This window comes from Polynucleobacter necessarius, assembly GCF_900095185.1.
In the GTDB taxonomy this organism is placed as follows: domain Bacteria; phylum Pseudomonadota; class Gammaproteobacteria; order Burkholderiales; family Burkholderiaceae; genus Polynucleobacter.
Genome location: NZ_LT606948.1, coordinates 1,430,937 through 1,444,591, shown reverse-complemented (window position 1 = coordinate 1,444,591; position 13,655 = coordinate 1,430,937). Strand labels below are relative to the sequence as shown.

12 protein-coding genes, 3 tRNA genes and 2 pseudogenes are annotated in these 13,655 nt (G+C 44.0%); 11 read left to right on the top strand and 6 right to left on the bottom strand.

Annotation, left to right across the window (positions count from 1 at the left end; translation table 11 throughout):
* Window positions 1-50 precede the first annotated feature (50 nt).
* Entirely contained in the window at window positions 51-2,636 is a 2,586-nt protein-coding gene (locus DXE31_RS08370) for a bifunctional aconitate hydratase 2/2-methylisocitrate dehydratase (protein ID WP_114698459.1), read from the bottom strand.
* A 209-nt stretch (window positions 2,637-2,845) separates the two neighbouring features.
* Window positions 2,846-2,956, bottom strand: coding sequence for a superinfection immunity protein (locus DXE31_RS11660; protein WP_231969555.1), 111 nt, complete (start codon window positions 2,954-2,956; stop codon window positions 2,846-2,848).
* 172 nt (window positions 2,957-3,128) lie between these two features.
* Here DXE31_RS11660 and DXE31_RS08360 point away from each other — a divergent pair, with 172 nt between their 5' ends.
* The 11 genes and pseudogenes from DXE31_RS08360 (at window position 3,129) to DXE31_RS08305 (ending at window position 10,683) form a co-directional block, all read left to right on the top strand.
* The gene (locus DXE31_RS08360; RefSeq protein WP_114698458.1) at window positions 3,129-4,790 is read left to right on the top strand and encodes a CTP synthase; all 1,662 of its coding nucleotides are present in this window, start codon (window positions 3,129-3,131) and stop codon (window positions 4,788-4,790) included.
* Between the two features lie 9 nt (window positions 4,791-4,799).
* Window positions 4,800-5,663 carry a 3-deoxy-8-phosphooctulonate synthase gene (gene kdsA / locus DXE31_RS08355; RefSeq protein WP_114698457.1) on the top strand — a complete coding sequence of 288 codons (864 nt, stop codon included), beginning with the start codon at window positions 4,800-4,802 and terminating at the stop codon, window positions 5,661-5,663.
* Between the two features lie 40 nt (window positions 5,664-5,703).
* Entirely contained in the window at window positions 5,704-6,990 is a 1,287-nt protein-coding gene (gene eno, locus DXE31_RS08350; protein ID WP_114698456.1) for a phosphopyruvate hydratase, read from the top strand.
* Between the two features lie 14 nt (window positions 6,991-7,004).
* On the top strand, window positions 7,005-7,310 hold the full coding sequence (ftsB, locus tag DXE31_RS08345; RefSeq protein ID WP_114698455.1) for a cell division protein FtsB: 306 nt from the start codon (window positions 7,005-7,007) through the stop codon (window positions 7,308-7,310).
* 414 nt (window positions 7,311-7,724) lie between these two features.
* Window positions 7,725-9,134 (top strand): glutamate--tRNA ligase, encoded by a 1,410-nt coding sequence (gltX, locus tag DXE31_RS08335; RefSeq protein WP_114698454.1) that lies wholly within the window; start codon window positions 7,725-7,727, stop codon window positions 9,132-9,134.
* Between the two features lie 77 nt (window positions 9,135-9,211).
* A tRNA-Ala gene (locus tag DXE31_RS08330) sits at window positions 9,212-9,287 on the top strand.
* A 36-nt stretch (window positions 9,288-9,323) separates the two neighbouring features.
* Window positions 9,324-9,399, top strand: a tRNA-Glu gene (locus tag DXE31_RS08325).
* 54 nt (window positions 9,400-9,453) lie between these two features.
* Window positions 9,454-9,530, top strand: a tRNA-Asp gene (locus tag DXE31_RS08320).
* Window positions 9,531-9,660: 130 nt separating this feature from the next.
* A pseudogene (locus tag DXE31_RS11655) lies at window positions 9,661-9,790 on the top strand (hydroxypyruvate isomerase); the annotation flags it as partial.
* A 16-nt stretch (window positions 9,791-9,806) separates the two neighbouring features.
* Window positions 9,807-10,099, top strand: a pseudogene (locus tag DXE31_RS08310) (NAD-binding protein); the annotation flags it as partial.
* Window positions 10,096-10,683: a YqiA/YcfP family alpha/beta fold hydrolase gene (locus DXE31_RS08305; RefSeq protein WP_114698453.1), complete on the top strand. Its 588-nt coding sequence runs from the start codon at window positions 10,096-10,098 to the stop codon at window positions 10,681-10,683. The pseudogene DXE31_RS08310 and the gene DXE31_RS08305, both read left to right, overlap by 4 nt.
* 172 nt (window positions 10,684-10,855) lie before the next feature.
* Here the strand turns inward: DXE31_RS08305 and DXE31_RS12525 are convergent, their stop codons facing one another.
* From DXE31_RS12525 to tmk, 4 genes are all read right to left on the bottom strand, one after another.
* Window positions 10,856-11,002, bottom strand: a complete 147-nt coding sequence (locus DXE31_RS12525) for a hypothetical protein (protein ID WP_331852016.1) — start codon at window positions 11,000-11,002, stop codon at window positions 10,856-10,858.
* 86 nt (window positions 11,003-11,088) lie between these two features.
* Window positions 11,089-11,874, bottom strand: coding sequence for a TatD family hydrolase (locus DXE31_RS08300; protein ID WP_114698452.1), 786 nt, complete (start codon window positions 11,872-11,874; stop codon window positions 11,089-11,091).
* 11 nt (window positions 11,875-11,885) lie between these two features.
* Window positions 11,886-13,007 (bottom strand): DNA polymerase III subunit delta', encoded by a 1,122-nt coding sequence (locus DXE31_RS08295; RefSeq protein ID WP_197712216.1) that lies wholly within the window; start codon window positions 13,005-13,007, stop codon window positions 11,886-11,888.
* The gene (gene tmk, locus DXE31_RS08290; RefSeq protein WP_114698451.1) at window positions 13,008-13,646 is read right to left on the bottom strand and encodes a dTMP kinase; all 639 of its coding nucleotides are present in this window, start codon (window positions 13,644-13,646) and stop codon (window positions 13,008-13,010) included.
* Window positions 13,647-13,655: the final 9 nt, after the last annotated feature.

The window sequence follows — 13,655 nt, the reverse complement described above, 5'->3', positions numbered from 1 at the left end:
TCATATGATCGCCTTTTCTTTAGCCAAACAACTACTACTGATAGTAGTAGTTAAATAGCAACCGTATTGGCGACATCGCTAAATGACGGGATCTTGTCAAAGTTCGTATAGCGATACACCTCAGCTGCCTTAGCATTCAATGACTCAACTTGCTCCAAATATTCTTTGGGAGTAGGTAGTCGACCCAAGAGTGCTGCAACAGAAGCAAGCTCAGCAGATGCTAAGTAAACACGCGTATCAATGCCCAAACGATTAGGGAAGTTACGTGTCGATGTAGATACTGCGGTTGAACCCTTGCGGATTTGAGCTTGATTACCCATACAAAGTGAACAGCCTGGGGTTTCCATCCGGGCGCCGGTGCGTCCTAGGACGCCATAGTAACCCTCTTCTGTGAGAACCATTTGATCCATTTTAGTGGGAGGGGCAATCCAAAGACGGGTTGGGATATCAGACTTACCCTCGAGTACTTTGCCAGCTGCACGGAAGTGACCAATGTTAGTCATGCACGAACCAATAAAGACTTCGTCAATTTTTTCGCCAGCAACTTCAGAGAGGAACTTGACATCATCTGGATCATTAGGGCACGCCAGGATTGGCTCTTTAATTTCACTCATGTCAATCTCAATGATCTCAGCGTAGTCAGCATTTGCATCGGCCTTGAGTAATTCAGGCTTTGCAATCCATGCCTCCATGGCCTTAATGCGGCGACCTAAAGTACGCTTATCTTCATAGCCATTAGCAATCATCCACTTCATTAGTGTGATGTTAGATTGCATGTATTCAATGATTGGTTCTTTATTAAGTTGTACTGCACAGCCACCTGCAGAGCGCTCAGCGGAAGCATCAGACAATTCAAATGCTTGCTCAACCTTAAGGTCTGGTAAGCCTTCAATCTCTAAAATACGTCCTGAAAAAATATTTTTTTTGCCTTGTTTCTCAATGGTTAACAAACCTTTTTTGATTGCATACAAAGGAATAGCATTTACCAGATCTCGCAACGTAAGACCGGGTTGCATTTTTCCTTTGAAGCGAACCAATACAGACTCGGGCATATCTAATGGCATTACGCCAGTTGCTGCTGCAAAGGCTACTAAACCAGAGCCTGCAGGGAAGGAGATGCCGATCGGGAAACGAGTATGGCTATCGCCACCAGTGCCGCAAGTATCAGGCAGTAATAAACGATTAAGCCAGCTATGAATCACGCCATCACCTGGACGCAATGCAACACCGCCACGATTGGTCATAAATGCCGGCAATTCATGGTGGGTGCGAATATCAACAGGCTTTGGATAAGCTGATGTGTGACAGAAAGATTGCATCACTAAATCAGCTGAGAAGCCTAAGCAAGCCAAATCTTTCAACTCATCGCGGGTCATAGGGCCAGTGGTATCTTGAGATCCAACAGTGGTCATATGAGGCTCACAGTAAGTGTCTGGGCGTACGCCTTGACCTTCTGGCAATCCACAGGCGCGACCAACCATCTTTTGAGCCAAACTGTAACCTTTTTTATTGTCGGGTGGGCTAACAGGTACGCGGAACTCCGTGGAAGCTGGCAAACCGAAGGCCACACGAGCTTTTGCAGTAAGACCACGACCTACGATCAATGGAATACGACCACCTGCTCGAACTTCATCAAAAATAACTGGGGACTTCATTGTGAAAGAAGCAATCTCTTTACCGTCTTTATAAGCTTTACCTTCATATGGGCGCAATTCAATAACATCACCCATATTCATTTGATTGACATCGAGTTCTATTGGTAATGCGCCCGCGTCTTCCATCGTATTGAAGAAGATCGGTGCAATTTTGGTGCCCAAGCAGACGCCGCCATAACGTTTGTTTGGTACAAAAGGGATATCTTGGCCAGTCCACCATAAAACAGAATTTGTTGCAGATTTACGTGAAGATCCGGTTCCAACAACGTCACCAACGTAAGCAATTTGATTGCCCTTTTTCTGCAACTCAGCAATTTGTTTCATCGGACCGCGAACTCCGGTCTCATCGGGTTCAATGCCAGGACGTGGATTCTTCAGCATGACGGTAGCATGCAAAGGAATGTCGGGTCGACTCCAAGCGTCAGGAGCGGGGGATAAGTCGTCGGTATTGGTTTCGCCTGTGACCTTGAAAACCGTAAGTTTCATGCTTTCTGGAACAGCAGGGCGACTTGTAAACCACTCTGCATCAGCCCAGCTTTGCAGAACCGATTTAGCATTCGCATTTCCTTTTTCCGCTAACTCTTGAACATCGTGGAAATAGTCAAACATTAATAATGTTTTCTTAAGGGCAGCCGCCGCTGCAGAACCACACTCAGCATCACTCAGTAATTTAACAAGCGGTTTGATGTTGTAACCGCCAAGCATTGCTCCCAATAACTCAGTTGCTTTGATACGAGAAATTAAAGGGGACTTTTCTGTGTCCTTGGCGATTGCATTTAAAAACTCAGCCTTTACTTTTGCTGCTTCATCAACGCCTGCAGGAACACGATTTGTTATTAGCTCTACAAGTTCAGCCTCTTTGCCGTTAGGCGGGGTTTTTAGCAATTTAACTAACTCAAATGTTTGATCCTTGGTTAATGGTAGTGCGGGAATACCAAGAGCTGCGCGCTCTGCAACTTGGGCGTTATAGGCTTCTAACATTGTGTTTCCTGTGAGGTAAAAGTGGTCAAGAGAAAGGCCGAAAGGGAATTCTCTCCCGACTAAACCGATTATAGTTACTTATTTAAGTCTTATATAAGAGTTTAAAAGAGAAATTTAACTAAAAAAACTCTAAATCATTGAAAAATATGGGTTTTTACTAGGAAGATTTGTAATCCCTCAATGCAATATGGAAAAGTTACAGGCTAAAACTACAAAACCTCCTCATCCTTCATCACCCAAACTAGGGCAATAACCCAGCCTATTAAGGACCATCCAAGAAATAGATTCAAAGCAAAAATAGCCCCTATATTGGCAGGCATTCTTATTGAATGCGATAGCAAAAGGGAGAGGATGGTTAATAGTGCGGCAAATAATAGGCGCATAGCTAAAAAAGTCTTTATAGGCAAGAAAACAGAATATTAACGATTTTCAATTTGAGGGAAAGCATTGTCTATCGTTATAATTACTTTTTGCAAGAGAGCTTATTAAGCGATGACCAAATGCGTTTTTGTCACTGGTGGCGTGGTTTCTACTTTAGGGAAAGGAATTGCAGCTGCCTCGCTTGCCGCGATTCTTGAATCCCGCGGCCTGAAAGTCACCCTCCTAAAATTAGACCCTTATATCAACGTAGACCCGGGCACTATGAGCCCCTTACAGCATGGCGAGGTTTTCGTTACTGAAGATGGAGCTGAAACGGACTTGGATTTGGGTCACTACGAGCGCTTCGTGTCTGCCAAGATGCGCAAGAGCAATAATTTCACGACTGGTCAGATTTATGAATCTGTCATCAGCAAAGAACGTCGCGGCGAATATCTTGGAAAAACAGTTCAAGTGATTCCGCACATTACCAATGAAATTCAAGCATTTGTCGAACGCGGAGCCAAAGCAAGTCATGATGGCAAAGCGGATGTAGCTATTTGCGAAATTGGTGGAACAGTCGGTGATATCGAGTCTCTTCCTTTCTTAGAGGCAGCAAGGCAAATGAGTTTGCGCTTGCCGGTGCATGACTGCGCTTTTGTGCACTTGACTTTAGTACCATATATCAACAGCGCAGGAGAGTTAAAAACTAAGCCTACGCAACACTCTGTACAAAAGTTGCGTGAGATCGGCATAATGCCGACCGTATTGCTTTGTCGGGCAGATCGTCCGATTCCAGAGGATGAGCGTGCCAAGATTTCACTATTCTCCAATGTGCGTGAAGAAGCTGTCATTTCAGTTTGGGATGTAGACACGATATATAAGATTCCTGAAATGCTCCATGCTCAGGGGATGGATGATTTAATTTGCCGTGAGTTAGAAATCAAAGCAAAGCCGGCTGATCTTTCTGTTTGGGCTCAGCTGGTTTATGAACTAGCAAATCCAAAACATGAAGTCACCATTGGAATGATTGGTAAGTATGTGGAGCTAACAGAGTCTTATAAATCACTTATTGAGGCCTTGCGTCATGCCGGCATTCATACTCATACACGTGTCAATATCAATTACATTGATTCTGAAGATATAGAAAAAGAAGGTGTTACTTGCCTCAAAAACCTTGATGCTATTTTGGTTCCTGGTGGCTTTGGTAAGCGGGGTACCGCAGGTAAAATATCAACGATTCGCTATGCTCGCGAGCAAAAAATTCCATACCTTGGTATCTGTTTAGGCATGCAATTGGCTGTCATCGAATTTGCTCGACATGTAGCTAATTTTAACAAAGCCAATAGCACTGAATTTGACCCTCAAGCAGAGCAGCCTGTTGTGGCTTTGATTACCGAATGGCTTGATAGAGAGGGCAACCTAGAGAAGCGCTCCAATGACTCCGATCTAGGTGGCACCATGCGCCTTGGATCACAGCGTTGTTCTGTTAAGACGGGTACTTTGGCCCACCAAATATATGGGGCTGAGGTAAACGAACGTCATCGCCATCGCTACGAGGTCAACAATACTTTTGTTCCGCAACTTGAAATGTCAGGTTTGATTATTTCAGCCAGAACCCCTAATGAGGAGCTTCCGGAAATGATGGAGTTACCTGCATCTATGCATCCATGGTTTTTCGGTGTGCAGTTCCATCCAGAATTTACATCTACACCACGTGATGGACACCCCTTGTTCTCTGCATTTATTAGCGCCGCACTTGAGCACCAAAAATCCGCTGAAAAACAGGCTGCATAAAGGAAAACTATGAGCGCATTTAAGCTGTGTGGATACGATGTAGATTTGGATCAACGCCTTTTTTTAATAGCTGGTCCATGCGTGATTGAGTCTGAACAATCGGCAATTGATATCGCTGGCCAACTTAAAGAAATTACCTCTACCCTTAAGATCCCATTTATCTATAAATCTTCATTTGATAAAGCCAATCGCTCCTCTGGCACATCCTTTCGTGGTTTAGGAATGCAAAGGGGTTTGGATATTTTGGCTACAGTCAGAAAACAGGTTGAGGTGCCTGTTTTAACCGATGTGCATAACATCAGCGAAATTGCGGACGTTGCTAGCGTTGTGGATGTGCTTCAGACCCCAGCCTTTCTCTGTAGGCAAACGGACTTCATTCGCGCCTGTGCTCAGAGTGGTAAACCCGTGAACTTTAAAAAAGGGCAATTTCTCTCGCCACACGAGATGCTCAATGTCATTGAAAAAGCACGTATGGCAGCCTCTGAAAAGAACCTTCCTGACCAGTTTATGGTTTGTGAACGCGGCGCATCGTTTGGTTACAACAATCTTGTCTCTGATATGCGTAGCCTTGCGATACTACGTGAGTCAAATGCACCTGTAGTTTTCGACGCCACTCACTCAGTTCAGCTCCCTGGGGGTCAGGGGAGTTCCAGCGGTGGACAGCGCGAATTCGTGCCTGTGTTGGCACGTGCTGCTGTTGCCGTTGGCATTAGCGGTCTCTTTATGGAAACCCACCCGGATCCCGCTAAAGCCCTATCTGATGGTCCTAATGCTGTGCCACTAGATCGGATGAAAGATTTGTTGGAATCATTGGTAACTTTAGACAATGTCGTTAAATCAAGCGGCTCATTTTTAGAAGACAGCTTTAGGTAATTATTTCAAACCATTTCATATTGGTTTAAGGAGAAGGTGTATGAGCGCCATTGTTGACATCATTGGTAGAGAAGTTCTAGATTCACGTGGCAACCCAACAGTTGAATGTGATGTTTTGCTTGAATCTGGTGTTATGGGTCGTGCAGCCGTTCCCTCTGGAGCCTCAACAGGCTCTCGTGAAGCAATTGAATTGCGTGATGGTGATAAAGCTCGCTATCTGGGGAAAGGGGTTTTGAAGGCCGCTCAAAACATCAATATTGAGATCGCTGAATCTATTCTGGGACTTGATGCAAGCGAACAAGCATTTTTAGATCGCACCCTGATTGAATTGGATGGCACTCACAATAAAGCGCGTTTGGGCGCAAATGCAACCTTAGCCGTATCCATGGCTGTTGCTCGTGCGGCTGCCGAAGAAGCAGGTCTTCCGCTCTATCGATATTTCGGGGGTTCTGGTGGTATGCAGCCACCAGTTCCAATGATGAATATTGTGAATGGCGGTGCACATGCCAATAATAGCCTAGATATTCAAGAGTTCATGGTAATGCCCGTTGGTGCTGAAAACTTCCGCGATGCTTTACGCTGTGGTGCTGAGATTTTCCATGAGCTCAAAAAGATTTTGGCTGCACAGGGCATGCCTACCACTGTTGGTGACGAAGGTGGATTTGCTCCAAACTTTAAGAGTAATCACGAGTGCCTGCAAACGATTATGAAAGCGATTGAGGGTGCTGGATACCAAGCTGGAGAGGACGTCCTTTTGGCGTTGGATTGTGCAGCAAGCGAATTCTATAAAAACGATGAGTATCATTTGTCTAGCGAAGGCCTACAACTTAGTTCAAGTGAGTTTTCTGATTATCTCGGTAATCTGGCCGATCAATTTCCAATTGTTTCTATAGAGGATGGTATGCACGAAAGCGATTGGGATGGTTGGGCCGATATTACCAAGAAGCTTGGTAAGAAAATCCAGCTGGTGGGCGATGATCTCTTTGTAACCAATACACGCCTTCTGAAAGAAGGCATTGAAAAGGGGATTGCAAATTCAATTCTCATCAAGATTAATCAAATCGGTACATTGACAGAGACGTTTGCAGCAATTGAGATGGCTAAGCGTGCAAATTACACAGCAGTAATTTCACATCGTTCTGGTGAAACCGAAGATAGCACGATTGCTGATATCGCAGTCGGCACCAATGCTGGTCAAATTAAGACAGGGTCTTTGTCACGCTCAGATCGTATTGCAAAATACAATCAATTGTTGCGTATTGAAGAAGATTTAGGCGATGTCGCTACTTACCCAGGTAAGTCAGTCTTTTATAACCTTAAGCAGTAAGCATCCTATAGTCTATGCGTATAGTCATTTACTCCATGCTGGTATTGCTGATTGCAATTCAGTACCCCCTTTGGTTGGGTAAGGGGGGATGGCTTAAGGTGTATGAGATGGAGCGTCAAGTTGAGCTACAAGAGGCGCAGAATAGCCTCTTGTCTCTTCGTAATGCTAAATTAGCAGGGGATGTTAAAGATCTCAAGGATGGGACCCGTGCCATCGAAGAGCGCGCTCGAGTTGAGCATGGCATGATTAAAGAGGGCGAGTTCTTTGTGCAGATTCTTCCCGCCGACAAATCCTCAGCACCTCAGGCAACAAAACAATAGATGATTAATGTCCGCTTGAAGGAGAGTAGGTGGCATCGCTTAATAAATCAGTCTTCAAGACTTGAATGCAATCTACTGCACCAAAACGATAGGGTTGGGCACAAAAATCACAGATAGTTGCTACTGCAACTTATTCTGCAAGAGTGCTTTCTTTGCACTTCCTCCTCACCAAGCCTACGCAAAATATCAGTAACTTTATTTCTTGAGGCTGACACTCAGAAGCGTTGCTGCGCCCAACAAAGTCACCCAAAAAATTTTGCGTACGGCAACATGGGGGGTCATTACGACGCTCTAGAACAGCTTGCCAGGCATTGCCGATAGAGACGATTTCACCCCTGACTGGCGCACCATCACACATAAGTCAAAGTATCCACTTTGTTCCGAATTTAGTCATATTCAGGCTAACCTGAGATAATGCTATTTATGCATATTCGTACACGTTTCGCCCCAAGTCCTACAGGCTTTATACATTTGGGAAATCTACGCAGTGCCCTCTATCCTTGGGCATTTGCTCGCCATAATCAGGGAGACTTCATTCTGCGTATTGAAGATACTGATCTTGAGCGGTCCACGCAGGAGGCTGTTGATGTCATTATCGAGGGCATGTCATGGTTAGGCTTAGATTGGGATGAGGGTCCGATCTACCAAATGCAGAGAATAGATCGCTATCGTGAGGTGGTAAAGCAGATGCTAAATGCGGGTTTAGCTTATCCGTGTTACATGACTGAAAATGAGTTAAACCTGTTGCGCGATCAACAAATGGCCAATAAAGAGAAGCCTCGCTATGACGGTATGTGGCGACCTGAGCCCGGCAAATCTTTGCCTCCGATTCCAGAGGGTATTAGTCCTGTGATTCGCTTTAAAAATCCCATTGGCGGTTCCGTAATTTGGAATGATGCAGTTAAAGGTCAAATAGAAATTAGCAATGATGAATTAGACGACTTAGTCATTGCAAGACCTGACGGCACTCCAACATATAACTTTTGTGTCGTGGTTGATGATATGGATATGAAAATTACCCATGTAATTCGAGGTGATGATCATGTCAATAACACCCCAAGGCAGATTAATATTATGAAAGCCTTGGGTGGTACACCACCCGTATATGCTCATCTACCAACTGTTGTAAATGACGGCGGTGAGAAAATGAGCAAGCGTAACGGCGCCATGAGTGTGCGGGATTACCAAAGGGCAGGTTACCTTCCTGAAGCCATTCTTAATTATCTTGCACGTCTTGGTTGGTCGCATGGCGACGCAGAGGTGTTTACTAAAGAGCAATTTGTAGACTGGTTTGATTTAAAAAATTTGGGTCGCTCGCCAGCACAGCACAACCCCGAGAAATTACTGTGGCTTAATCACCAATATATTCAAAATTCTGACCCTATGAGATTGGCAGAGATCACAGAACCCTTTGCACACGAATTAGGTATCGATACCGAATCGGGGCCAGACTTTGTTCAAGTGGTGAGTTTGCTTCAAGATCGTGCGAATACTTTGCTTGAAATTGCAGAAGGCGTAAAGCTCTTTTACTTGCCAGCGCCTCAATTGACCACTGATCAAATTAAAGAAAACATACCTGAGGCTATAGTTCCAGCATTAAAAGACTTGGTTGATGCGATCTCTATATGTGAACCAAGTAAAGAGGCTTACAGCGCAATATTTAAACAAGTGTTGGCTAAGCATCAAATCAAAATGCCTGCCTTGGCAATGCCTGTTCGTTATGCGCTATTTGCTACTACAAAGACCCCCGCTATTGATTCTGTACTCGTGGTATTAGGCAAGGAGGAGGCATTGAATCGCCTCTCGAATGTGTTTCTAGACTGAATTTGCGCGCTCGCACAAAAATAGGATAAAATTTTAAATTGTTTTGAGTGTCTTGTGGTTTTGTTACGAGATTTTTCGGGGGTATAGCTCAGCTGGGAGAGCGCTTGCATGGCATGTAAGAGGTCAGCGGTTCGATCCCGCTTATCTCCACCAAGCATTTAAAATAATTATATGTTTTGTGTACTCCAGGTCCCCATCGTCTAGAGGCCTAGGACATCACCCTTTCACGGTGAGTACGGGGGTTCGAATCCCCCTGGGGACGCCAGATTTTTCTGGTTGCTGTAAAAGATGTATGGTGTTGTGTTAGTCGATGTATTTTGGAGCGGTAGTTCAGTTGGTTAGAATATCGGCCTGTCACGCCGAGGGTCGCGGGTTCGAGTCCCGTCCGTTCCGCCAAGACAATTAAAAAGCCCCCTTTACAGGGGTGGGCGTTTTTCTAAATGACTGCTTCTTCTTGGGTGTTGTGGATTGAGTGTGAGCAACTGGAGGGCCCAAGAATATGGCTGCAAGGAACCCAAGGCAATTGATCAGGTTGTTGATAGAGCCTATTAATACGTTTGAGATTCCTGGTTTTTATTTATCCAGTACCCAGCAGGTGCTTGATATTCTGAATGATGTAGGCGCAGATAATCATATTTATTCAATATGATATTTATCCTCTCTATTGTTACTTTAAAGGGCGGCTTTGCCAGCTCCAAAATGTTAGAAGTTCATGGCGAGAGAATGGTAAAAAGAACATTCGACCCAGGCTTCAGGATTGAGTTGCATCAAAAAGACCTTAATCTCGCTCTCAATCGCGCTAAAGCCCTCGGCGTCTCTTTACCAAATACTGCAACAGCTCAGGAATTATTTAACTCATGTTCTGCTTATGGAGGTAAAGCCTGTGGGATCACTCCGCCATGGTTAAGGCTTTAAAGAAAATGGCACATTTTGAAATCGGACCACAGGCCCCAGTCAATACATGACCTCAACTTTAATTGTCTATCTTCATGGCTTTCGCTCTTCGCCAAGATCAAGTAAGGCAGTCATTACTGGTGACGCAATTAAAGCTTTGTCTACATTAGAGCGTCCAATTGAATGGTATTGCTCTCAACTTCTCGCATCACCCAAAGACAGTATAGACATGGTGGTTAAGCATATTGAAGAGTCTATTCATGATCGTTTAGTAGTGATTGGCTCCTCTTTGGGTGGTTATTACACAAATTATTTAGCAGAGAAATATGGCTGCAAAGCAGTTGTATTAAATCCAGCAGTTAGAGCGCCGAGAGAGTTAGCTCCGCATGTAGGCATGCTTACTACATACGATACTGATGAACCCTTTGATTTTCGACGGGAATATATAGATGAACTCAAATTACTCCAAATTGAGCAAATTAGCAATCCAGGGCGTTACCTTTTGATGGCTGCAAAAGGTGATGAGCTTTTGGATTGGAAAGAAATGGTAGATTTCTATAAAGGCTCCACACAATTGGTTCTTGAGGGCAGTGATCATGGAATTACTGAATACCAAGAACATCTGCCAGAAGTTATAAGGTTCATCTCTTTTTAGCAGATTGATTGTCACCATCTCAGTTACTAAAGTTTTTGAGTCACTCGGCACCATAGTATGAGTATACCGATATATCTTATTTGACATAATAATAATTATACGCAGATATATATCAAGGCTTCATCGGTCCAAGGCCTTTTGGAGCTTTATAAGTCTGCTTATAAAGCTTTTGCTAGCGAGATATTAAATTATATGAATTGCCCTCTAGAGCAAGCGTAATGCAGTGGTGTCCATCAAAGCCAATATGATTAATTTCTGCTCTTCTTTGCGCTACTAGACTCTTGACCACCGGTAAATTTCCATCAATATAGGCAATCATCAAAGGGGTTTCACCGCTTTTATTCGATAAATCTACATCGGTTGATTTATTGCTAATGTGACTTTAACAGAGGCAATGCCATTACATTAAACTCTAACCATATGAAAACATGCATAAAAATTATTTGAGGTTATAGTAGCTAGTTGCTCTACGGATACATCTTTCAAGTCTGCGATAAATGCTCCAATCTTGGAAACCCAAGCGGGTTCATTTATCTTGCCGCGATACGGAACGGGTGCTAAATATGGTGAATCTGTCTCTATTAGCAATCGATCCATAGGTATTAGCTTGCAGGTTTCTCGGAGATCTTTTGCGCTTTTGAAGGTCACAATGCCAGAAAATGAGATGTAGAAGCCTATATCCATTGCTGCCTTTGCAACCTCATAGGATTCGGTAAAGCAGTGCATCACACCGCCGATCTGATCAGCGCCCTCTTCCTTCATGATTTTGATGGTGTCTTCAGAGGCGAATCGAGTATGGATGATCAAGGGCTTTTTACAAGCAATTGCAGCCCTAATATGAGTACGAAAGCGTTCACGCTGCCATTCCATAGACTCATAGCTTCGATCACCCATGCGATGGTAATCTAATCCCGTCTCCCCGATGGCGACAATTTTGGAGTGGTTGAGTGCTGTATCAACCAAAAACTCCATACTAGGTCCAGGAGTATCCTCGTAGTCGGGGTGGACCCCGACTGATGCAAATAAATTTGAATGATCCTGTGCCAGTTTTAAGACTTTTGGAGAGTCAGGTAAGTCAACCGATACACACAATGCATGACTAACCCTGGCCTCACGCATGTTGCTCAGAATCTCAGGTAGTCGAGATTGAAATTCTGGAAAATCGAGATGGCAATGGGAGTCTATAAACATAACTTATCATTTTACATCCCAAAAATTTGCTGATACTGAGCAAGTAGAGCCTCCAACTGAATTCTATTGGCTAGAGGATGATTTTCATGACGCCGTGCTTGGGTTAGCAATTTCCAGAAATAGAGTAATTTGGGGGTATGAATGGATTTTGCTAAGCCCTGCAGAATGGCTAAGTGCTTTGGGTAATAACGAGGATTTCCACCGAACGATATGGATTGCAAATCAGAAGCCCAACGCTGCATACTGCCTAATAAATAGGCAAATTCTGCTTTATGGGTTTTCTCTGCAGCTTCTAACCAATTTATTCTGGCTCCCTGTGCCATAGATTGCAATAAGTAGCGAGATGCTTGAATTGATATGGTGAGCTCATCCTTGTCATCTTTTTGATGACTTGCTATGAGTGAATTCAGTGCCGAAAAAGGTGCCCCACCCTGCTCATCGTAGACTGTCTCGAGATCTCCCTCATTCATTTTTAGCCCGGCAATACTATTTAGCTGATTCTTTAACCAAGCTAAACCTAATGTTCTATCTGGGCGAGGTGCTAGTAAAAGACGGCAGCGCGACCTGATGGTTGGCAATACCCGATCCACTCTATCTGCTAATAAAATAAATATGGTGTTTGCAGAGGGTTCTTCGAGTGACTTTAATAAGGTATTAGCAGAGTCAGTGCGGAGCATTTCTAGTGGATAAATCAATATGACGCGATTACCACCACGATGCGACCCTATTGCAAGATTCTCAATGGCGTTGCGAGTTTCTTCAATTGAAATATTTTTCTTTTCCTTTGTCTCGCTTGCTTCGCCATTTTCTTCCCGCGTAGATTTACTTTTTTTTAGCATCTCATCAGAATCATAGTCTGCATGAAGCAAGAGTTTGCGGTGAGTTTCCGGAACCAATGAAATGAAGTCGGGATGATTGCCTGTATCAAACCAGTGACAAGCTTCGCATTTATTACAAGGCCTCATAGCAGCATGAGAGTTTTCACAAAGCAGCGCCTTAGCAAATTCCACAGAAAATGCGAACTTCCCTATCCCAGACTGACCACGTAGCAGGATGGCATTTGGAATGTGAGCAAAATCAAGGCTTTTCCATAAGGGCATTAACCATGGTGCAATTTGTGATTGTTTATCCACTTAAAAATTAATCTGAATTTGTTTTAAACCATTCCAAATCGCTTCAGTGGTGTGGGTAGCGTCAACTAAATGAAAGCGATTTGAATTAGCACGAGCTCTTCTAAGGTATGCTTGGCGAACTCTTTCAAAAAAATCTAAATCCATTTTTTCAAACTTATCTGGAGCGCGCACCTGAGAGCGACGTGACTCAGCAACCTCGCCTGGTAAGTCAAAAAGGATGGTTAAATTGGGTTGTAAAAGTGTGCCATCAGCACGACCTTGAACCCAACGTTCTAAATCGTTCAATTTTTCTACACTCAAACCGCGACCGCCGCCTTGGTAGGCAAAGCTTGCATCAGCAAAGCGATCTGATATGACTATTTTGCCAGCATCCATTGCTGGCTCAATAACCTGAGCTATGTGCTCTCGACGGGCAGCAAACATCAGCAATGCTTCCGTCTCTAAATTCATAGGGGCTTCTAACAAAAGTTTGCGTAATTGTTCTCCAAGAGGGGTTCCCCCTGGTTCTCGGGTCACCATCACATCCATATCTGGAAAGCGGTCTTGCATGAGATGTCGAAATGACTCTATGTGAGTGCTCTTCCCAGCTCCATCAAGACCCTCGAAGCTAATGAAATAACCAGATTTAGCGGAGCTCATATCAATGTA

Excerpts from the sequence above, each read along its gene's own strand:
- DXE31_RS08370 (WP_114698459.1), bottom strand. The coding sequence starts at position 2,636 with ATGTTAGAAGCCTATAACGCCCAAGTTGCAGAGCGCGCAGCTCTTGGT.
- DXE31_RS11660 (WP_231969555.1), bottom strand. The coding sequence starts at position 2,956 with ATGCCTGCCAATATAGGGGCTATTTTTGCTTTGAATCTATTTCTTGGA.
- DXE31_RS08360 (WP_114698458.1), top strand. The coding sequence starts at position 3,129 with ATGACCAAATGCGTTTTTGTCACTGGTGGCGTGGTTTCTACTTTAGGG.
- kdsA (WP_114698457.1), top strand. The coding sequence starts at position 4,800 with ATGAGCGCATTTAAGCTGTGTGGATACGATGTAGATTTGGATCAACGC.
- eno (WP_114698456.1), top strand. The coding sequence starts at position 5,704 with ATGAGCGCCATTGTTGACATCATTGGTAGAGAAGTTCTAGATTCACGT.
- ftsB (WP_114698455.1), top strand. The coding sequence starts at position 7,005 with ATGCGTATAGTCATTTACTCCATGCTGGTATTGCTGATTGCAATTCAG.
- gltX (WP_114698454.1), top strand. The coding sequence starts at position 7,725 with ATGCTATTTATGCATATTCGTACACGTTTCGCCCCAAGTCCTACAGGC.
- DXE31_RS08305 (WP_114698453.1), top strand. The coding sequence starts at position 10,096 with ATGACCTCAACTTTAATTGTCTATCTTCATGGCTTTCGCTCTTCGCCA.
- DXE31_RS12525 (WP_331852016.1), bottom strand. The coding sequence starts at position 11,002 with ATGATTGCCTATATTGATGGAAATTTACCGGTGGTCAAGAGTCTAGTA.
- DXE31_RS08300 (WP_114698452.1), bottom strand. The coding sequence starts at position 11,874 with ATGTTTATAGACTCCCATTGCCATCTCGATTTTCCAGAATTTCAATCT.
- tmk (WP_114698451.1), bottom strand. The coding sequence starts at position 13,646 with ATGAGCTCCGCTAAATCTGGTTATTTCATTAGCTTCGAGGGTCTTGAT.